Origin of the sequence: Haematobacter genomosp. 1, from assembly GCF_002196855.1 — a bacterium.
Taxonomy (GTDB): Bacteria; Pseudomonadota; Alphaproteobacteria; order Rhodobacterales; family Rhodobacteraceae; genus Haematobacter.
In genome coordinates this window covers 26,650-46,017 of record NZ_NIPW01000015.1, presented here as the reverse complement: position 1 = coordinate 46,017, position 19,368 = coordinate 26,650, and the positions used below count along the sequence as shown (strand labels likewise).

13 protein-coding genes are annotated in these 19,368 nt (G+C 66.1%); 5 read left to right on the top strand and 8 right to left on the bottom strand.

From position 1 onward, the window contains the following. Positions 1-33 precede the first annotated feature (33 nt). From CDV49_RS10155 to CDV49_RS10140, 4 genes are all read left to right on the top strand, one after another. Complete coding sequence (locus CDV49_RS10155; protein ID WP_179209166.1) at positions 34-1,611, top strand: class I adenylate-forming enzyme family protein; 1,578 nt, start codon at positions 34-36, stop codon at positions 1,609-1,611. 33 nt (positions 1,612-1,644) lie between these two features. Further along, complete coding sequence (locus tag CDV49_RS10150) at positions 1,645-2,853, top strand: acetyl-CoA C-acetyltransferase (protein WP_088215425.1); 1,209 nt, start codon at positions 1,645-1,647, stop codon at positions 2,851-2,853. A 14-nt stretch (positions 2,854-2,867) separates the two neighbouring features. Next, positions 2,868-5,003: a 3-hydroxyacyl-CoA dehydrogenase NAD-binding domain-containing protein gene (locus CDV49_RS10145; RefSeq protein WP_088215424.1), complete on the top strand. Its 2,136-nt coding sequence runs from the start codon at positions 2,868-2,870 to the stop codon at positions 5,001-5,003. A gap of 87 nt (positions 5,004-5,090) precedes the next feature. Next, positions 5,091-6,296: an ABC transporter substrate-binding protein gene (locus CDV49_RS10140; protein ID WP_088215423.1), complete on the top strand. Its 1,206-nt coding sequence runs from the start codon at positions 5,091-5,093 to the stop codon at positions 6,294-6,296. 48 nt (positions 6,297-6,344) lie between these two features. On the opposite strand, the gene CDV49_RS10135 is transcribed toward CDV49_RS10140, so the two are convergent. From CDV49_RS10135 to CDV49_RS10115, 5 genes are all read right to left on the bottom strand, one after another. Beyond that, a complete protein-coding gene (locus CDV49_RS10135) occupies positions 6,345-7,463 on the bottom strand; it encodes an acyl-CoA dehydrogenase family protein (RefSeq protein ID WP_088215422.1) in 1,119 nt (372 codons plus the stop codon). A gap of 301 nt (positions 7,464-7,764) precedes the next feature. Further along, positions 7,765-8,778: a TRAP transporter substrate-binding protein gene (locus CDV49_RS10130; RefSeq protein ID WP_088215421.1), complete on the bottom strand. Its 1,014-nt coding sequence runs from the start codon at positions 8,776-8,778 to the stop codon at positions 7,765-7,767. Positions 8,779-8,792: 14 nt separating this feature from the next. After that, positions 8,793-10,628, bottom strand: coding sequence for a TRAP transporter large permease subunit (locus tag CDV49_RS10125; protein ID WP_088215420.1), 1,836 nt, complete (start codon positions 10,626-10,628; stop codon positions 8,793-8,795). Next, positions 10,628-11,758, bottom strand: coding sequence for an LLM class flavin-dependent oxidoreductase (locus tag CDV49_RS10120; protein ID WP_088215419.1), 1,131 nt, complete (start codon positions 11,756-11,758; stop codon positions 10,628-10,630). Before CDV49_RS10120 ends, CDV49_RS10125 begins: the two co-directional genes overlap by 1 nt. Before the next feature lie 14 nt (positions 11,759-11,772). Beyond that, complete coding sequence (locus CDV49_RS10115) at positions 11,773-12,624, bottom strand: ABC transporter substrate-binding protein (RefSeq protein WP_218821931.1); 852 nt, start codon at positions 12,622-12,624, stop codon at positions 11,773-11,775. A gap of 239 nt (positions 12,625-12,863) precedes the next feature. Between CDV49_RS10115 and CDV49_RS10110 the strand changes: the two genes are divergently transcribed. Beyond that, positions 12,864-13,241 (top strand): ArsR/SmtB family transcription factor, encoded by a 378-nt coding sequence (locus tag CDV49_RS10110; RefSeq protein WP_088215418.1) that lies wholly within the window; start codon positions 12,864-12,866, stop codon positions 13,239-13,241. A gap of 214 nt (positions 13,242-13,455) precedes the next feature. On the opposite strand, the gene CDV49_RS10105 is transcribed toward CDV49_RS10110, so the two are convergent. From CDV49_RS10105 to CDV49_RS10095, 3 genes are read right to left on the bottom strand one after another with little or no spacing between them, the layout of a single operon-like run. Beyond that, positions 13,456-17,340 (bottom strand): non-ribosomal peptide synthetase, encoded by a 3,885-nt coding sequence (locus tag CDV49_RS10105; protein ID WP_088215417.1) that lies wholly within the window; start codon positions 17,338-17,340, stop codon positions 13,456-13,458. 1 nt (position 17,341) lies between these two features. Next, positions 17,342-17,578, bottom strand: coding sequence for a phosphopantetheine-binding protein (locus tag CDV49_RS10100; protein ID WP_088215416.1), 237 nt, complete (start codon positions 17,576-17,578; stop codon positions 17,342-17,344). Further along, positions 17,575-19,215: a (2,3-dihydroxybenzoyl)adenylate synthase gene (locus CDV49_RS10095; protein ID WP_088215415.1), complete on the bottom strand. Its 1,641-nt coding sequence runs from the start codon at positions 19,213-19,215 to the stop codon at positions 17,575-17,577. The genes CDV49_RS10100 and CDV49_RS10095 overlap by 4 nt, the downstream gene beginning before the upstream one ends. Positions 19,216-19,368 lie beyond the last annotated feature (153 nt).

Genomic DNA, 19,368 nt, shown 5'->3' with positions numbered 1-19,368 from the left:
ATGGCCGTTTCCACGGCCGGGGGGAGGAGAGGCATGCATCGTTTCGATGTGGTCGATGTCACATTGCCGGAGATCTGGGCCAGCCACGCGCGGCGTGATCCCGACAAGCCCGCCCTGGTCTGTGACGGCCAGGTGCTGAGCTGGCGGGAATTCAACTCTGCGATGAACCGGCTGGCAAATGCGCTGATCGGGGCAGGGGTCGGGAAGGGTGATCGGGTCGCGGTGCTGGTCTCCTCCTCCATCGACGCCTGCGTCGCGATGTTCGGCACGGTAAAGTCCGGGGCGGTGATGGTTCCGGTGTCGGGCATGCTGACATCGGATCAGGTTCTTACGCTGCTGTCGGATTGCGCGGCCTCTTTCGTGATCGCCTCCGCCGATCTGCGTCCGTTGGTCGATGCCATCGCAGACCGTCTGCCCGCGCTGCACAAGGACGGACGGATCGGCACGGATTTCGACGGCGGCGGCTGGATCGGGCTTGGCGATTTCTGCGCGCAGGCGGAGAGTGCGGAGCCGGAGGTCACGCTGCACGGCGATGACGTGTTCAGCATCATGTACAGCTCCGGCACGACCGGCTTGCCCAAGGGGGTCGTCCATACCCATGCCGCGCGCGTCTACTTCTGCCTGTCGAACGGTTTCGAGATGCGGTTCGATGGCTTGGCGCGGTCATTGGTCACCACGGCGCTTTATACCGCGGGGACGTGGCTTGTTGTGATGCCGACCCTGTTTGCGGGGGGCACGCTGCATATCCACCGGCAGTTCCGGGCGGAAGGCTTCCTGCATACGCTGGAGGCAGAACGCATCACCCACACCTTCACTGTGCCGAGCCAGATCCACGTGATCCTCGCGGGCGATGGCTTTGCCGCCCGCGATCTCTCTGCGCTGAAGATGATGCTGTCGGCGGGATCACCGCTTCGCCCGGACGTGAAGGCGCATCTGATCGGCCTGATCGGCGCGCGCTTCTTTGAGCTTTACGGCTTCACGGAAGGCTCCTCCACCCTGCTCCGGCCAGAGGATCAGCTCCGCAAGCCGCTCTCCGTCGGCACGCCGCTGATGGGGCAGGAACTGGCCATCGTCGATGGAGAGGGCCGACAGTGCGGGCCGGATGAACCCGGCGAAATCGTCGGCCGCGGGCCTGGCCTGCTGCGGGAATACCATGGCAAGGCCACGGAAACGCAGGCCGCGATCTGGCGGGACGCGGCGGGGCGCACCTTCATCCGCTCGGGCGATGTCGGGCGTCTGGATGCGGAGGGGTTTCTCTACATTCTCGACCGCAAGAAGGACATGATCATCTCCGGCGGTCTCAACATCTATCCGACCGATCTGGAGGCCGTAGTGGGTACGCATCCCGAGGTGCTCGACGTCACGGTGGTGGGGATCGAGCACGAGAAATGGGGAGAGACGCCGCTGGCGGTCGTCGTGCTGCGCGACGGCGCTCGGGTCTCGGCTGAGGTGCTGCTCGACTGGGCGAACGCGCGGCTTGCCAAGCATCAGCGCCTGTGCCGCATCGACCTGAGGGAAACCTTGCCGCGCAACGCGCTCGGCAAGGTGCTGAAGCGTGAACTCCGCGACGAGTATCGCCGCACCCCGCCCGCCTCCGGCGCGGCGGCCTGAGGATTTACCTGAGGATCGGCATGGGAGATCGATATGTCTGAAGCCCTGATCTACGATCATGTCAGGACCCCGCGCGGCAAGGGGCGGCCGGATGGCGCGCTGCACGAGATCACGCCGATCCAGCTTGCCACACAGGTGCTGGAGGCCGTGCGCGACCGCAACGCGCTCGACACGGCGCTTGTGGAGGATGTCGTCATGGGCATCGTGTCGCCGGTGGGGGAGCAGGGCTGCAACATGGCGCGCGTCGCAGCGCTGCAGGCGGGCTATGCCGAGACAGTGACGGGGCTTCAACTCAACCGCTTCTGCGCGAGCGGTCTGGAGGCGGTGAGCATCGCGGGCGCGCGAGTGAAATCCGGGGAGGCGGATGCCATTCTGGCCAGCGGCACGGAGTCGATGAGCCGGGTGCCGATCTTCTCCGACGGCGGGGCTTGCTACAGCGACCCGCGCACCAACTGGGACACCTGGTATATCCCGCAGGGCATCGGGGCGGATCTGATCGCCACGATGGACGGCTACAGCCGGGACGATCTGGACGGCTATGCGGCCGAGAGCCAGGCCCGCGCCGCGCGGGCCTGGCAGGGGGGATGGTTTGACCGCTCGGTCGTGCCGGTGCGGGACATTCTGGGAGAGGCAGTGCTCTCGCGCGATGAACATATGCGCCCCGGCACGACAGCGGCCGATCTGGCGCGGCTGAAACCGGCCTTTGCAGAGAGCGGGCGGCGGGACGGGCTCGATGCGGTCATGCTGCAGCGATATCCGCAGGTGGAACGGATCGCGCATCTGCATACGGGCGGCAATTCCAGCGGGATCGTCGATGGCGCGGCGGCTGTTCTGGTGGGCAACGCGGCCTTCGGCGCGGCGGCGGGCCTGAAGCCCCGCGCCCGCATTCGGGCTGCGGGCAATATCGGCAGCGAACCCGCGATCATGCTGACCGGGCCTGCGCCCGTGTCGCGCAAGGTGCTGGCGCGGGCAGGTATGACGGTGGACGACATCGACCTGTTCGAGGTGAACGAAGCCTTCGCCAGCGTCGTGCTCCGCTACATGCGGGAGATGGATGTCCCACATGACCGGGTGAATGTGGCGGGCGGCTCCATCGCCATGGGTCATCCGCTCGGCGCCACGGGGGCGATGCTCCTCGGCACGGTGCTGGACGAGCTTGAGCGGCGGGATCTCAACACCGCGCTCATCACGCTCTGTGCGGCGGCGGGCATGGCGATCGCCATGATCATCGAACGCGTCTGAAACCGGGGATTGCCATGACGACGATTGAATACACAACCGACGCGAGCGGCATCGTGACACTGACGATCGACGTGCCGGACCGGCCGTTGAACGTCCTGACACCCGCGTTTCTGGCCGATCTGACTCGGGCGGTGGACAGAATCGCCACCGATCCGGCGGCGATCGGCGCGGTCCTGACGTCGGGCAAGACCTCCGGCTTTCTGGCCGGGGCGGATCTGAAGGAGATGCTCGCCCTCCATGACAGCGGCATCGCGGCGCCGGAAGCTGCCCGCTGGGCTATGGATGCGGCGGCGGTCCTGCGCCGGTTGGAGACTTGTGGCAAACCCGTCGTGGCGGCGATAAACGGGCTGGCGCTTGGCGGCGGTTACGAAGTCGCGCTGGCCTGCCACCTGCGCATGGCGCTCGACACGCCTGCGGTGCGGATCGGGCTGCCGGAAGTCACGCTCGGCCTGCTGCCGGGCGGCGGCGGAACACAGCGCCTGCCGCGGATGATCGGCGTCGAGGCGGCCCTGCCGCTGCTTCTCGACGGCCGGATCCTGTCCGTTGCGGAGGCATTGCGGGCAGGTCTGGTGGATGAGGTCGCGGCTGACCCGGCGGCGCTCATGGAAGCGGCTCGGGGCTGGTTGCTCAGCCGCCCCTCCGCCATCGCGCCGTGGGATACGAAAGGATACCGCCTGCCCGGCGGAACCGGCCCGCTTGCGCCCCATGCGGCACAAAGCTTCATGGCCGGCACGTCGCGCCTGAAGGCCACGCGGCGGTGCTATCCTGCGCCGCATGCGATCCTGTCGGCGGTCTATGAAGGAACGCAGGTGCCGTTCGAGACCGGCATGCGGATAGAGGCCAAGTATTTCGGCACGCTGCTGGCGGACAAGGTATCGGGCAACCTGATGCGCAGCTTCCTGCGCACGAGCGCCGCGCGCAAGCGGAGCTTCGGCGATCCGGCACGCCAGCCGCTCGCGGTGCAGCGGATCGGCGTGCTGGGGGCGGGGATGATGGGCAGCGGCATCGCGCAAGTGGCTGCCGGAGCGGGGATTGATGTGGTGCTGTACGATACGGATCCGTCCGCCACCACCCGTGCCGTTGCCAGCGCGGAGAACGGGCGGCCCCGCGCGCAGGGCAGCCTGACGTCGGCGGGGGCCCTCACCGCCCGTATCACGCCCGCCGATGACGTGGCGGCTCTCTCCGGCGCCCAGCTGATCGTGGAGGCGGTCTTTGAGGATGGCGCCGTGAAGCGGGACATTCTGGGAAAGGCGCAACCGATGCTGGCGCCTAGCGGGTTCATTGCGTCCAACACCTCCACACTGGCGATCACCGGTCTGGCCAGGGCCATCGCGGATCCGGCGCGGTTCATCGGCCTCCACTTCTTCTCGCCCGTGGCACGAATGCCGCTGGTGGAGGTGATTGTCGGGGCCGAGACCGCAGAGGAGACGATCGCGGATGCGCTGGCCTTCGTGGCGAAGCTGAAGAAGACGCCGATCATCGTCCATGACAGCCCCGGTTTCTACACCAGCCGCGTCTTTTGCACCTATATCGACGAGGCGATGGCCATGCTGGCGGAGGGCGTCTCTCCGGCGCTGATCGAGAATGCCGCACGCATGGCGGGGTTTCCCGTTCCGCCGCTCGCCGTGACGGACGAGGTCTCACTCGACCTGCAGGCCCGCGTGATCGGTCAGGCAAAGGCGGATGGTCTGGACAGGCGGTTCCTGCGGGACCATGCGGCGCCGGTGGTTGCGCGGCTGAACGCGCTTGGCCGCCTTGGCCGAAAGGCTGGCGCCGGCTTTTACGACTATGCCGCGGAGGGGGGCAAGCAGCTCTGGCCGGGGCTGGCGGAGCTGTTCCCGCAAGCCGCCCGGCAGCCGACCGCCGAGGAGGTGGGCAAGCGGCTTCTGTATATCCAGGCGCTGGAGAGCGCGCGCTGTCTGGCCGAGGGCGTCATCGATGATGAGGTCACTGCCGATATCGGCTCGGTCCTTGGCATCGGCTATCCCGCATGGACGGGCGGGGCGCTGTCGCTCATCTCTACCGTCGGTCCAGAACGCTTTGCCGCGGAATGCGCAGGTTTCGCTCGGTCCTGTGGCGAGCGCTTTTCCCCCGAGGATGTTGTTATCGCGCGCGCGGTTGCAGCCGCGTCCCGGTCGCGTGCAGCCTGACGCATGTTTCAATCGGTCGATTGATCGAAATTCAGGATCGGGTAGTGTCATCTGGCAGGCGGGGAGGCCTGCCGAGGGAGGAAGAAAATGAAGAAGATCGCAACTTGTGCGGCAGCCCTGTCCATGGGGGCTACCATGGCCATGGCAGACATGACCAACGGGGAGATCACCGTCGTTGTGCTGACCGATATGAGTTCCAGCTACTCCGATACCTCGGGGCGGGGATCGGTCGCGGGGGCGGAGCTGGCGGTGGAGGATTTTGCCCGGGAGCATCCCGATATAAAGGTGCGCGTGCTGAACGCCGACCATCAGAACAAGGCCGATATCGGTGTGCTGAAGGCGCGGGAGATGATCGATACCCAGGGCGCGGATGTCTTTGTCGATATCTCCAACTCGGCAGTCAGCCTTGCCGTGCAGACCATCGTGCGGGACGCCGATCGCGCGGTGATTCACGTCGGATCGGCCACGGCGGCGATCTTTGGCGAGGCCTGCACACCCACGGGTGCCATGTGGCTCTATGACACGGATTCGCTGTCGGAGGGTCTGGGCCGCGCAATCATCGCCGAAGGCGGCGACAGCTGGTTCTTCATTAGCGCCGACTACGCCTTCGGCAAGGCCATGGAAGCCAGCATGACCCGCATCCTGGGAGAGATGGGGGGCACCGTGAAGGGGGCGGTACGCCATCCTATCAACAACACCGACTATTCATCCTTCGTCCTCCAAGCGCAGGAATCGGGCGCCAAGGTCGTCGGCTTCTTCAACGCCTCCGGCGACACGGTGAACTCCCTGAAGGCGGCGGGCGAATTCGGGCTCGCGCAGCAGGGCCAGAAAATGGCCGCGCCGCTCTTCTATATCCAGTCCGCCAAGGCGGTTGGCCCGGAGCTGGCGCAGGGGCTGCAATACATGGCGGGCTACTATTGGGACCGTGACGAGCCGAGCCGGGCCTTTGCCGAGCGCTTCAGCAAGAAGATGGGCGGCGGCGTGCCGTCAGAGGCCCACGCGGGCACCTATAGCGCCACGCTCCACTACCTGCGCGCGGCAGCCGCGGCCCAGAGCGACTCGGGCAAGACGGTCATGGCCAAGATGAAGGAAATGCCCGTCGACGATTTCTTTGCTCCGGGTGCGATGGTGCGGGCCGACGGACGGCTCCAGAACGACATGTATCTGGTGGAGGTCAAGAAACCGTCCGAAATCACCGGCGAGTGGGACATCCTGAAAGTCATCCGCACCATGCCTGCGCAGGACATCCTCATGCCGCTCGAAAAGAGCAAATGCCCGATGGTCAACAACTGACAGATACGGCGCGGGAGGGCTGGAGCCGGGGCTCCGGCCCTCCCGGCATCAGAGGGAGCGCGAGATGAGCTCTTTCATGATCTCGTTCGTGCCCCCGTAGATGCGTTGCACGCGAGCGTCGGTCCACATGTGGGAAATCGGATATTCCGCCATATAGCCGTAGCCACCGAACATCTGCAGGCAACCGTCGATGATGCTGCCCTGCTTCTCGGTGAGCCAGAGCTTCGCCATCGCCGCAGTCGTGTCGTCAAGGGTGCCGTCCAGCAACCGGCGGATACAATCGTCAACGAACACGCGGCCGATCCGCGCTTCCGTGCGATAGTCGGCGAGTTGAAACCGGATGGACTGATTGTTGAACACCGGCGCACCGAAGACCTGGCGCTCCTTGACATAGGCCGTGGCAAGGTCGAGCGCCGTTTCAATCGCCGCGATGGCCTCCACGGCGATGATGAGCCGTTCCTGGGGAAGCTGGGCGCGGAGCTGGGCGAAACCTTCGCCTTCCCGGCCCAGAAGATTTTGGGCCGGAACCTCTGCCGCATCAAAGAACAGTTCGGCGGTGTCTTGGGCATGCCAGCCGATCTTTTTCAGATTCCGCCCCCGACCGAACCCCGGCGTATCCTCCTCCACCCCGATGAGGGAGAGCCCGCGCGAACCCTCCCCCGGCCCGGTTCTTGCCACGACGAGCACCAGCCCGGCATTGTGGCCGTTGGTGATGAATGTCTTCTGACCATCAAGAATGTACCGGTCACCTTCCCGTAACGCCCGTGTCCTGATCGCCTGCAGATCGGAGCCGGTGCCGGGTTCCGTCATGGCGATGGCGCCGACCAGCTCACCGCTTGCCAGCCGCGGCAGCCAGCGCGCCTTCTGCTCTTCCGTGCCGTAGTGAAGGATGTAGGGCGCGACGATGCCATTATGGAGCGGGATGCCGAAATCGAGAAACCCGATCCGCGCCAGTTCCTCCATGATAACGACCTCGTGCCGGAAATCGCCGCCCGCGCCGCCATATTCCTCCGGCATGCTCGCGCAGAGCAGGCCTTGCGCGCCCGCCTTGAGCCACACCTCGCGGGGAACCGACTGGCCGTCGCGCCATTCCTGCATATGAGGAACGACCTCCTGCTGCAGAAAACGTTCAAGAGACCGGCGGAATTGCTCGATTTCGTCTGACATGGCTTGCCGTCCTCGGCCTTGGGAACTGTCAGACGAAATTTATCGGTCAATCGTTTGGTTTGTAAAGTCGCCGTTGGGGGGCTGATCTGGAAATGAGGTCGGGGAGGCTCCGGGTACACACTGCGCTTCTCTCGCGCGCTGTGCCTGTGTCGGGAGAAATGCCGCTGACCCATCGCCTCCGAGAGCTTGTGCGGGGCGATGGGCGCAGGCTATCGCTTCGCCGGAAGTCCCCCGGCGCAGAGGTCGGTCGCAGGCTGGTGGTGTCAGCCGACGCCGCTGAAGCGCCGTGCATCCGTTCCGGTCAGGACATCGACCTGATCTGTTCTATCCGTTCGGCCCCGCCCACATTCGGCGCAATTCTGTCCCATACCGGGCGGGCGCCTGCGACCCATGCCTCCAGGTCCGTGGGCTGGAACACCTGTGCGCCGCCCGCAGTCGCAAGGGCCATCGAGGTTTCCTCGTCCGCCACCATGAGGCCGTTGAAGTAATCGGCACCTTCGACCGCGGCTTCGGTCAGCACCTGTTTCTGCTCGTCATTCAGGCGTCGCCAGAAAGGCTGCGCAAAGTAGATGACACCGCCCGCCCAGACATGCGCCGTCTCCGTCAGGCAGGGAACAACCTCATAGAGTTTGAACCCCGCATAGGCGCTTTTCGTCAGGTCCATGGCGTCGGCAACGCCTGTCTGCAACGCGTTGTAGGTTTCGGCGATCGGGATCCCGATCGGGTTCGCGCCATAGGCTTTCCAGAGTTCGGTGTGCAGCGGACTCTGGATGACGCGCATGTTCAGCCCCTTCAGTCCCGAAGGATCGGTGATCGGGCTGCGCGTCAACAGATGCCTGGCGCCGTAGTTGATGTAAGCGGGGACGACAAAGCCCTGATCGGCGAGCTTCGCCCTGATGTCTTCGCCCACCTCGCCCTCCCCTGCGGCCTTCAGATGAGCCGCATCGCGGAAAAGGAAGGGGAGGTCGAAAATCTGCGCTTCCGGCACCCAGCCGGAAATGACGGAAATCGTGGAAAGTGACGCCTGCACGGACCCGAGCTTTGCCGCCTGGGCCACTTCCCGCTCTGCCCCGAGGGCCGCATTGGGGACGATATTGAAGCGGAAGCTGCCCGGCAGCTTCGCCTCCACCGTCGAGGCGATATGGTTCCAGATCAGGGTTTCCGGTTTGTCGGGCGCCATGAGCGAGGCGACAGTGACCGGCAACGCGGCTTCTGCCCGGCGGACCAGCGCAGGCGTGGCGAGGAGGCCGAGCACCGCGGCGGAGCCGGTCTTGAGGAAGGCGCGGCGGGAGGCGGGCTGAGGGGACGTGAACATGGGAGCATCATCCTTCAGAGGAGAGATTGGCCGAGGGCATAGAGGCAGAGCAGGCCGAGCGCGGCGGTGAGCGCGCCGACATAGGGGAGCACCGCGCGGAACAGGGCGGTCGTCGCCGTCCCGGTGACGCCCGAGACGACAAAGATCAGCACACCGAAAGGCGGGGTCAGGCCACCGATCATCAGGTTCACGACGATGATGACACCGAACGTGACGGGATCGATGCCGGCACTGATGGCCAACGGCAGCAGCAGCGGGGCCAGCAGCAGGATCGCCGCGCCGATGTCCAGAAACAGGCCCGCGATGAACAGCAGGACTACGGAGAAGATCAGCGCCGCGATCGGGCCGGAGCCGAACAGACCGGCGAGATGGCCGATCATCCCCGCGATATCGTCCACCGCGAGCAGAAAGGCGAATGGCGCGGCGGAGGCGATCAGCAGCGCGATCGCCGCGGCTTCCGTTGCAGACTGGCGGAAGGCGGTGAAGATCCGCGCGCCCCCCGTCCGGTAGTAGAGGCTGAGGCCGAACGTGTAGACCGCCGCAACCGCTGCGGCCTCCGTCGTCGTCACGATACCGAAGCGGATACCCAGCACCACGACAAGGCCAAGGCCGAAGGCCGGCACCGCCTGCACGGCCAGGCGAAGGCGCTGGCCACCGGCGACACGCGGTGCGAGCGGCGTATCGGAGCAGGTGATGCGGATGACGATGAAGAGCGCCACTGCAAGAAGCAACCCGGCCCAGAGACCGCCGACGAGCAGGCTGCCGACGGACAGGTTCGTTGCCGTCGCGAGGATCAGAAAAGCGATCGACGGCGGGATGACATTGTCGAGCATGGAGGTTGCGGCCACGATGGCGCCCGCTTTCTCCGGGCGGTAGCCGCGTTTGACCAACTCGGGCTGAAATGTCGAAGCGCTGAAGGCCGCGGCGGCGATCGAAGAGCCCGAGGCACCCGAGAACAGCACATTCGTGAGAAGCGCCGTTTGCGCAAGTCCGCCGCGACGATGGCCGACGAGCGAATCCGCAAACCGCACCAGCCTGCCGGCCACGCCGGAAAGCGTGAGCAACGTTCCCGCAAGCAGGAAGAAGGGCACCGAAAGCAGCAGGAACTTCATCATTCCCGAAAGGGCGGTATGCACCAACGCCGGCTCCGGCAGGCTCGACCCGAACGGAACGGCGATGAAGGCCGCCGCGATGAAGGCGTGGGGCAGGGGGGCCGCGACGATCAGGCCAACCGCCGCGACAAGCGCGAGAAAAAGGCTCGGCGCCATGCCGGGGTCGATGTAGAGATCGCTTGAGCCAAGCCAGAACAGCGCCGCGGCGGCAAGCGCAGCCGGCAGCAGGACCGCGCCCCGCTCCTCCGCCAGCAGGCGCAACGCCGTGAACAGGATGACCAGAGAGCCGCCGAGGGCAAAGGTGGCGAAGGGGATCCAGTCGGGCAGGCCGAGCGCCGGATTGGTGCCGCCGACCATCTCCGTCACGATCATGCCGCCATGGGCGATCACCAGCCCGGAAGTCAGGGTCAGCGCCTCCGCAACCACATCCGCGGCGGCGCGGAGTCTGGCGGGGAGAAAGCGATGCACCACGTCGAGCCGCATGGCGAGCGCCGATGTCAGCGCGACGGGCATGCCCAAGGCGAGAATGGCCACATGCAACCAGATCCCCGCATCCTCCGCCCCCAGAAGCGCGGATGAGAAACCATAGCGCAGCACGAAGCCCGCCATCACCAGCAGAAGGAGTGCCGCCAGAGCCATCGCGGCCAGCGTGGAAAGCAGGCCGGACAACCACGCCAGACTCCGGGCGGCCAGCCGTGCCGCACCCGGTTGCGGCTGTGCGAGGCTCTGGTCTGACATCAGCTTACCTTCGCGTCCAGATCGCGGTCAAAAAGCGTGTTCCAGGTGAAATGCTTCTTCTTGGGCGCTTCGTCCCGCGTCACGTCCAGCTTCGGCAGGACGAGTTCGCCGAAACGATAGGCTTCCTCCAGCAGCGGCATGCCCGAGAGGATGAACGTGTCGATGCCCACCTTCTGATACGCCTCCAGCGTACGGATCACCGTCTCCGGCGACCCGACGATGGCGCTCCCGGGGCCGGGCCGTACGAGGCCGATTCCGGCCCAGATGTTCGGCGCGACTTCCAGATCACGCAGATCGTCCGGTTTCACTCCCCCGTGCATCGCGCTCATGCGCCGTTGCCCGACGCTGTCGGTGCCGCCGACGAATTTCTGGTTCCCGGCGATGGAGGCTGCGTCCATCTGGTCATACATGTCTGCGGCGGCGGCCCATGCTTCCTCGTCGGTGCGGCGGACGATGACATAAAGCCGGACGCCATAGTTCAGCTCCCGCCCGTAATGCGCGGCGCGGGCCTTCACCTGCCGGATCTTGGCGTCCATCTGCTCCGGCGTCTCCCCCCAGGAAAGGTAGGTATCGACATGCTTCGCAGCGACGTCGATCGCCTTGTCCGAGCTGCCGCCGAACCACAGGGGCGGGGGCGTGATGGTATCAGAAACGGGCAGCGCGAGCTTTGCGCCCACGGTCGGGAAATACTTCCCCTTCTGGGTTACGCTCTCTCCCGCCATGATGCGGTTGTAGATCGTGAGGTATTCGTCCGCCATCTCATAGCGTTCGTCATGGCTCATCGTGAGGCCATAGGCACCCATCATCTTGGCATCGCCGGAGACGATGTTGAGAAGCGTGCGCCCCTTGGAAAACTCCTGCATCGTCGCCGCCATCTTGGCGAGCAGCGTGGGCGCGATCACGCCCGGATGAACCGCGCAAAGGAACTTCATCCGCTCCGTGAAGGGCATCAGGGCCGCTGCCAGCACCCACACGTCATGCGCGCCGGTCGCAAACAGCGCGCCGGTATAACCCAGATGGTCATAGGCCTGCGCGAGCTGGCGGTAATAGCCGTAGTCGAGCGTGCGGGAGCCTTCCGGCTTCCACGGATAATGCCCGTCGGGGGCGCACATATACCAAAGGACGTTCATGTCGCGATCTCCTGTCAGGCGGCGAGGGTGGGACGGAAGGCGGTGATGTGGAGCGGCGCGGCGAAGTCGCCATGGGCGTGAAGCACGTCGGCCTCTTCCTGCTGCTCGGCGACCAGCGCGGCGCTTGCCGGGATCACCCGCCAGTCGCGTCCGGCGATCACCGCTTTCCATTGGGCAAGCTGCGCAGGGGTGGCGGCGTCGCCGGCGAGCAGCCCGGCCGCCTGCTCGGGATCCGCGGCAACGGCCTCGCCCAGCTTCAGGAGGGCGGCCACGAAACCGTCAAGCTCCGCCTCGGTCGCACCGGAGCCCGCCAGCGTCCAGAAGACGGAGCGGTTGGGAATGGTGGAGCCACAGAGCGACAGCAGCCTTGCCTCTCCTGCAGCGATGGTCTGGTCGATCAGCGGAGCCATGGCGATCCAGACATCGACCTCCCCCGAGGCCAGCGCCTTGCGCGAGGCGGCGGGCGACATTTCGCAACGGACGACATCGGCAAGTTGCAGGCCCGCCTGCTCCAGGGAGCGCGCGAGAAGGTAGGTATGAAACGAGCCGTCGATCAGCGCTACCCGCTTGCCCTTCAGCTGCCCCATGTCGCGGACAGGACTTTCCGGCGCCACCAGCAGGGCGCCGTTTGCCGGTCGTGGCGCGGAGGCACCAAGATAAAGGACCGACCTTCCCTCAGACTGGGCGATCAGCGGCGGAGTGGAACCCGTTCCGCCGACATGAAGCCTGCCATCCGCGATCAGCAGGCCCGTATCCCTGCCTTCAGGATAGGCGACGAATTCGGTCGCCCGATGATCCATCGCGCCCGGCCAGAGCGACAGCAGCCGCAGGTGCAAGTTCATGGGGTGAACGCCGACTTTCAGCATCCTGTTGCTCCGCTCTACCGGTTTATGATTTTCTTAATTGGAACCTGCAGGACAGAAGGAGTCAACGAGGCCAACTGGCCAGCAAAGCATTAAAAATATTCACCCAAATATTTTGCATCCTACAGGATGATATGATCGACACTTAAGCTTTGTATGGATTATTTGCCCGATTTCCGATGGCTCATCTTGCGCCGGAACGCGGGGCAGGCATTGTTGTCGCAGCGGCGAGGGGGAGGATGATGGCAAAGGTCAGGCCGGAGAAGGTTTGTCACAGCGTCGATGAGGCGAGCGAACTGATAAAGCATCTCGCCAACCCGAACCGGCTGGCGGTGATTTGCTACCTCATCGAAGCGCCGCGTTCTGTCGCCGAGCTGGAGGAGGATCTTGGCATCAGCCAGCCCACGCTTTCGCAGCAGATCACCCAATTGCGCGAGGCCGGGATCATCACCGGCCAGCGGCAGGCGCGATCCGTCACGTATCGCATCAGGGATCAACGGATCATGCCGCTCGTTCATGCCCTCCGCATGGCTTTTGCGGAGCTGAACGACCTGCGTATGGAGCAGCGCCGTGCGGCGGCCCAGACCTCGGCCGAGGTGCTGCCGGACATGTTCGACTGATACGGGCCATCCGGGCGCAGCGACCGCGCACGACATCCGGCCCCGTGCTCGCGCCCCGGGGGACAATTCTGCTCCGCAGGCCGGGCCGTGTTCGTGACCCGCTTCAGCCCGGGCGCCGGAGAGCAGGCGGCATGAAGCGGCGCGCTTCCACAGATCACCCAAGCGGCGCGCAACCGCGGTTTCCCGAGGAACCCGCGGCGTGCTTCCCTGACGGTCAGTCGAACTTGCGCATCCGGCAGACAAGCTCGGGGCCGATCAGGGCGGAGATCTCGGGCGAGGTCATCTGCGCATGCAGGCAGGGCACGTCGAGCAGATCGAGGGCCTCGGCATAGGCTTGCCACATCTCCGGCCGTAGCGGTTTGCCGGCGTGGTCCTGCGCGGCGCGGATGTGGGTCAGGGTCGCGGCCATGGCCCTGTGGTAATGATTGCGGACAAGCCGGTTGGTATCCGTCACCGCGCGCACCACGCCGTCGAGCGTCCGCTCCGGCAGGCTGCCGAGGGCGGTATCCCCCGCGCGGAGAAACGCGACGACGGCTTCGCGGGTGGCAAGCTCCGGGTGGGCGTCCGGGTCGTAACCCGCGATGGCCAGAAGCGCGCGGAGCGCCGCCACGGGATCGGGGTCCTGCTCATCGCGCCAGCAATCCGCCGGATAGCTGTCGAGAAGCGCGACCAGACCCGTTTCACGCCCCATCTGCGTCAGCGCAACGGCCATTTCCTGTGCGATGAGGCCCCCGACCGACCAGCCTGCCAGATGCACCGGACCGTCCGGCCGAAGCTCCGCCACCAGGTGAGCATAGCGACGGGCCAGCGCCGCAAGGCTCTCCGGCATGGGCTTGTCGGGGTCAAGGCCGGGATGCTGAAGCCCCCAGACCTGTCGTTCCGGCGCGATCTGCCGGGCAAGCGCACGGTAGCCCCAGACGATGCCGCCCGCGGGATGGATCAGGAACAGCGGCGCCTTCTCCCTGTCGCCATCGGCCAGCAGCAGCGTCGTGCCAAGGCCGTCATCCCGAGGCCGCGCGGCATCCAGCGCGGCGGCAAAAGTGGAAAGCACCGGATGTTCAAAGAGAGTGCCCAGCCCGCAATCGCGGCCAGTCTCCTCCTCGATCCGAAGGACGAGACGGACGGCCAACAGAGAATCCCCGCCCAAGGCAAAGAAATCGGCCTCGGCCGGGACGGGGCCGGGAAGATGCAGAACCTCGGCAAAGAGGGTGGCGAGAAGGGCTTCGGTAGGCGTTCGCGCGGCGCGGCCGGTCGCCACGAAATTGGGTGCGGGCAGGCCTTTGCGGTCAAGTTTGCCGTTGGAGGTGACGGGAAGCGCATCGAGCGGCACTTCGGCGGAGGGTAGCATGTAAGCGGGCAGGCGCGCGGCCAACAGGGGCGAAAGCGCGCCCGGCCTGTAGGCTTCCGTGGGCACGAGATAGGCGACCAACCGTTTCTCTCCGGCATGATCCTCTCGCGCCACGACAACGGTTTCGCGCGCGAGGCCGGTCGCCATGATCGCCGCTTCGATCTCGCCCAGTTCGATCCTGAGACCCCGGACCTTCACCTGATAATCCGAGCGGCCCAGATAGACGACCGCGCCGTCCGGCCGGAGGCGCGCGAGGTCGCCGGTTGCATAGAGCCGCTCGCCCGGATGGGCCGGATCGGCGATGAACCGGGCATCGGTCAGGTCGGGGCGGCCGAGATAACCGCGTGCAAGCTGCATCCCGCCCAGATAGAGGTGCCCGGCAAGGCCGGGCGGCACTGGGCGCATCCGATCGTCCAGAACGTCGAGCCGGGTATTCCAGACCGGGAAACCGATCGGCAGCGGGTTGCTGCGGTCCTCTGCCGGCGCGGGCCAGTAGCTCACGTCCACCGCCGCCTCTGTCGGACCGTAGAGATTGTGCAGCTCTGCCGAAACGCGCCGGTGAAAACGGTCGCGCTGGTCGGCGGTCAGTTCTTCGCCCGAACAGAAGACCCGGCGCAACGACAGGCCTTCCGAGGCCGGAACCGCAAGGAAGGCCGACAGCATGGATGGCACGAAATGCAGCGTGGTAACGCCGTGCTCGCGGATCGCAGCCGCAATGGCCGACGGATCCCGATGCGCACCGGGGGGCGCCATGACAAGCGCCGCACCGGCGATCAGCGGCAGGAAGAACTCCCAGACCGAGACGTCGAAGGTCGCGGGCGTTTTCTGAAGAATCCGGTCGTCCGGCGCGATACCATAGTGCGTCCGCATCCAAAGCAGCCGGTTCACGATGGCGCGGTGTTCGATCACCACACCCTTCGGCTCCCCTGTCGAGCCGGAGGTAAATATGACATAAGTCATATTATCCGCGCTGATATCGATCTGCGGCGCGTCCCCCCGCACCGGCCAGTCGGAGACCAGCAGGAGCGGCGTTTCCGGCGGAAACAGGCCCGCATTCTCCGCCGTGGTCAGCACAACGACGGGTGCCGCCATCTTCAGGATGTGCGCGATCCGTTCCGGGGGATGGTCGAGATCGAGCGGCAGATAGGCTGCCCCGGCGCGCAGCACGCCGACCAGCGCCACAGGAAGCTCAGCGGACCGCTCCAGAGCCACCGCCACGATCCGCTCCGGCCCCGCGCCCCGGCGCACGAGTTCTGCGGCAAGCGCACCGCTGCGACGCTTCAGCTCCGCATAGGTCAGCGTATCGGTGCCGGCGGTGATCGCGGGCGCATGGGGCGTCGCCGCCATCTGCGTCTCGATGAGCGCGGTGAGCGTCGTTTCCGGCACCGGGGTCCGCACGGCTTCGGCGCGGGCATCATGGAGAGCGGTTTCCTCCGGCGTCGCCGTGGCGACATCCGCGAGCCGTTCGGCGACAAGGGCGTTCTGCAGGAACGCGACCATCCGCTCGGAATGGGCGGCTGCTTCATCGGCGGTGTAAAGCTCGGGATTGGCGTCGATCTCGAAGAGCAGGCCCGACCGTGCATCCCCCCGGAATGTCATCGTGAGATCATCCACCGCGCCTGCACCCAGAATGTGCAGACCCACCTCCAGCCCGGCAAAGACCGGCGGCAGGTCAAAGGGTTGCACGTTGACCAGCGGCCCGTAAAGCCGCCGCGTGCCGCCGATAAGCCCCAGATCCCGACGCAACTGCTCGCTCCGGTAGCGTCCGTGGCGCCGCGACTGCATGAGCTGTTTCGCCACGCCGGTCAGCCAGTCCGGCAGCGGCGCGTCCTCATCGGGCGTCAGGCGCAGCGGCAGGACGTTCATCACCATGCAGGGCAGCCGGGCGGCCTTGCTGCCCATGCGGGCCATGAACGGCACGCCCAGCACGGCCTCCCCTTCGGACCAGCGGGCCAGATAGGCCCCCGCAAGCCCCGTCAGCACATCGGGCCAGGTCAGCCGATGGCGCGCGGCAAAGGCGGTCAGATCCGCCTGAAGGGTACCTGGCAGCCAGCGGCTGTGACGCAGGAATGTGTGCCCCGAAACCGCACGCCCCGTCGCAGGGCCGGCCACTTCCGGCAGATCGGCAAGGGTCTGCCGCCACCAGTCGCGGTCAGCGTCCCGGCGCGGCGAATTCCGGTAGTCCGCATCTTCCTCCAGCGCATGGGCGAGCGCGGGAAAGGGCACAGGCGGCGGCGCGCCCGTCACCAGCCCCGAATAATGCTCCCCGATGCGGTTCGTGATCAGCACCATGCCGTAGCCATCAATGGCGAGGTGGTGAATCCGTTCGTAAAAGAGCTGTCGCCCCCCCGGCAGCAGAAACAGCGTGAAGGCCGCGACCGGCTCCTGCGCGAGGTTCAGGGGCCTGTCGCTGTCGGCCTTCATCAGCGCCAGCGCCTCGGCTTCGGCATCCGGGCGATGGGTGAGGTCCACGATCGTCAGCGCGGGCCCTTCGCTGTGCCGCCACTGCACCGGCCCCTCCGGCGTCGCCCGGAACCGCAGATGCAACGCCTCCGTTTCCCGGATCGTGCGGGCAACGGCTGTGCGGAAGGCGGCAAGGTCAAGCGCCCCGCTCAGCTCCAGATACTGCCCCGTGTTGAGGATCGGGTTCGCAGGGTCGAGCGCCTGCGCGTACCATAGCCCCTCCTGCGCTTCGGTCAGGGGAAAATCTTGCCCCGAGACGGGCGGCGGCAGGAGGCTCTGGTCAGTCATGTCACTGGGCAGCCTGATGCTCGGAGACGACGCTCCACCATCCGCCCAGCGTATCGTATTCGGCGAGCGCTCCGAAATCCGCGGTCAGCCCCGCCTGCTCCCAGCCGAGGATGAGTGTCATCAGCCGCATGGAATCCAGCCCCAGATCGGGCAGATTGTCATCGTCGCCGATCTCGGAGGGATCGACATAGAGCACATCCGCGATGTCCTTGCGCATCCGGTCGAGGGTCAGGGTCATGCGGTCTTCTCTCCATTCAGATATTCGGCACGTAAGGCCGCGCGCAACGCCTTGCGGCTGACCTTGCCGACGGCGGTGGCCTCGAACGCGGTCACGAAAACCACCTGATCGGGCACCTTGAAATCCGCGACACCCCTTGAACGCATGAAGGCGCGGATTCCGGCGGCCTTCGGGCGCTCCTCCCCGGCGGGAATGACAAAGGCGCAGCTGCGTTCCCCCAGATAGGCGTCGGGGATCGAAACCACCGCCGCGTCGAAGATCTGCGGATGCGCCAGCAGGTGATCCTCGATCTCCTCGGCGGAAATCTTTTCCCCCGCGCGGTTGATGTGATCACCCGCCCGCCCCTGCACCACCAGATAGCCCCCCGGCAGCCGCTTCACGATATCGCCCGTGCGGTAGAACCCGTCGGGGGTAAAGCTGCGGGCATTGGCGGCGGGTTCGTTGTGATAGGCGCGGATCGTGTAGGGTCCGCGGGTCAGCAGATGCCCCGCCTCGCCATCCGGCACGGGCGTGCCATTGTCATCGAGAACCAGAATCTCGTCATCCGGGCTGATGGGGCGACCTTGCGTATTGACGATGATCTCCTCGGGATCGTCGAGGCGAGTGTAGTTCACAAGCCCCTCCGCCATGCCGAAAACCTGCTGAAGCGTGCAGCCCAGCACCGGGCGGACCCGCGCCGCTGCTTCGGGAAGGAATTTCGCGCCGCCCACGCCCAGCACCCGCAGGCTGGACAGGTCATGCTTCGTTGCCGGCGCCGCCTGCATCCACAGCAGAGCCAGCGGCGGAACAAGGCCGGTGATCGTCACCCCCTCGCGCTCGATGAGGGCGAAGGCGGTGGCAGGGCTGGGATCCGGGCTCATCACGACCCGCCCACCGGCATAGAGGGCACCGAAAACGCCCGGAGAGCTCATGGGGAAGTTATGCGCCACGGGCAGCGCCGCCAGATAGACCGTATCGGCATCCAGACGACAGATCCCGGCGCTGGCGCGGAAGCTGTAGATGTAATCGTCATGTGTGCGGGGGATGAGCTTGGACAGGCCCGTGCTGCCGCCGGAAATCTGGAGAAAGGCAACGGTCGAGGGATCGACCTCGGGCAGCGCGACCGCTGTGCGAGGCAGGGCGTCCATGGCGAGATGCGGCCCCGGATCACCGATGACGATCACATGGGCAAGTGCCGGAACCTCGGCCTGCACCATGCTGGCCAGCGGCCGGTAGTCGAACCCGTCGAGCCGCTCCGCCACCACCAGCGCCCTGGCCCCTGAACGCCGGGCGAAGTGGATCAGTTCGGTCTGCCGGTGCGCGGGCAACGCATAGACCGGGATCAGACCCGCCAGAAACAGACCGAAGACCGCCGGAAAGAACCCCGCGACATTCGGGATCTGCACGATCACCCGGTCCCCCGGCATCAGCCCCAGCCCGAGGAATCCGACCGCCGCAGCCTCTGCCCGGGCCAGAAGCTCCCCATATGTCCAGCGTATCTCGCCATCCACCACGGCCATGCGCTCGGGATGACTGGCCGCCCGCTCCCGCAGGACGCCGCCCATCGTTTCGCCGCGCCAATACCCCTTCTCGCGGTAGCGTGCGGCAACCTCCTGCGGCCAAATCTGGCGGGGCGCGGTCTGGTCGGATTGCACCATGCGATACACCTGCTCCTCGGATGGCCATCAGGCCCGGCTTGGGCGGCATAACCGTCCATACAAAAACAGTCAACTTTGCGCGCGCAGAGGCTCGGCAGCGTTGCGGGGAAGCAGGATCAATGGCATGACCCCTTGACCTCCCCCTTTGACGAG

What these genes read in the sequence shown, in the direction of transcription:
- CDV49_RS10110 (WP_088215418.1), top strand. Translation starts at nt 12,864, where the DNA reads ATGGCAAAGGTCAGGCCGGAGAAGGTTTGTCACAGCGTCGATGAGGCG.
- CDV49_RS10115 (WP_218821931.1), bottom strand. Translation starts at nt 12,624, where the DNA reads ATGCTGAAAGTCGGCGTTCACCCCATGAACTTGCACCTGCGGCTGCTG.
- CDV49_RS10130 (WP_088215421.1), bottom strand. Translation starts at nt 8,778, where the DNA reads ATGTTCACGTCCCCTCAGCCCGCCTCCCGCCGCGCCTTCCTCAAGACC.
- CDV49_RS10125 (WP_088215420.1), bottom strand. Translation starts at nt 10,628, where the DNA reads ATGTCAGACCAGAGCCTCGCACAGCCGCAACCGGGTGCGGCACGGCTG.
- CDV49_RS10140 (WP_088215423.1), top strand. Translation starts at nt 5,091, where the DNA reads ATGAAGAAGATCGCAACTTGTGCGGCAGCCCTGTCCATGGGGGCTACC.
- CDV49_RS10120 (WP_088215419.1), bottom strand. Translation starts at nt 11,758, where the DNA reads ATGAACGTCCTTTGGTATATGTGCGCCCCCGACGGGCATTATCCGTGG.
- CDV49_RS10100 (WP_088215416.1), bottom strand. Translation starts at nt 17,578, where the DNA reads ATGACCCTGACCCTCGACCGGATGCGCAAGGACATCGCGGATGTGCTC.
- CDV49_RS10105 (WP_088215417.1), bottom strand. Translation starts at nt 17,340, where the DNA reads ATGACTGACCAGAGCCTCCTGCCGCCGCCCGTCTCGGGGCAAGATTTT.
- CDV49_RS10145 (WP_088215424.1), top strand. Translation starts at nt 2,868, where the DNA reads ATGACGACGATTGAATACACAACCGACGCGAGCGGCATCGTGACACTG.
- CDV49_RS10095 (WP_088215415.1), bottom strand. Translation starts at nt 19,215, where the DNA reads ATGGTGCAATCCGACCAGACCGCGCCCCGCCAGATTTGGCCGCAGGAG.
- CDV49_RS10155 (WP_179209166.1), top strand. Translation starts at nt 34, where the DNA reads ATGCATCGTTTCGATGTGGTCGATGTCACATTGCCGGAGATCTGGGCC.
- CDV49_RS10135 (WP_088215422.1), bottom strand. Translation starts at nt 7,463, where the DNA reads ATGTCAGACGAAATCGAGCAATTCCGCCGGTCTCTTGAACGTTTTCTG.
- CDV49_RS10150 (WP_088215425.1), top strand. Translation starts at nt 1,645, where the DNA reads ATGTCTGAAGCCCTGATCTACGATCATGTCAGGACCCCGCGCGGCAAG.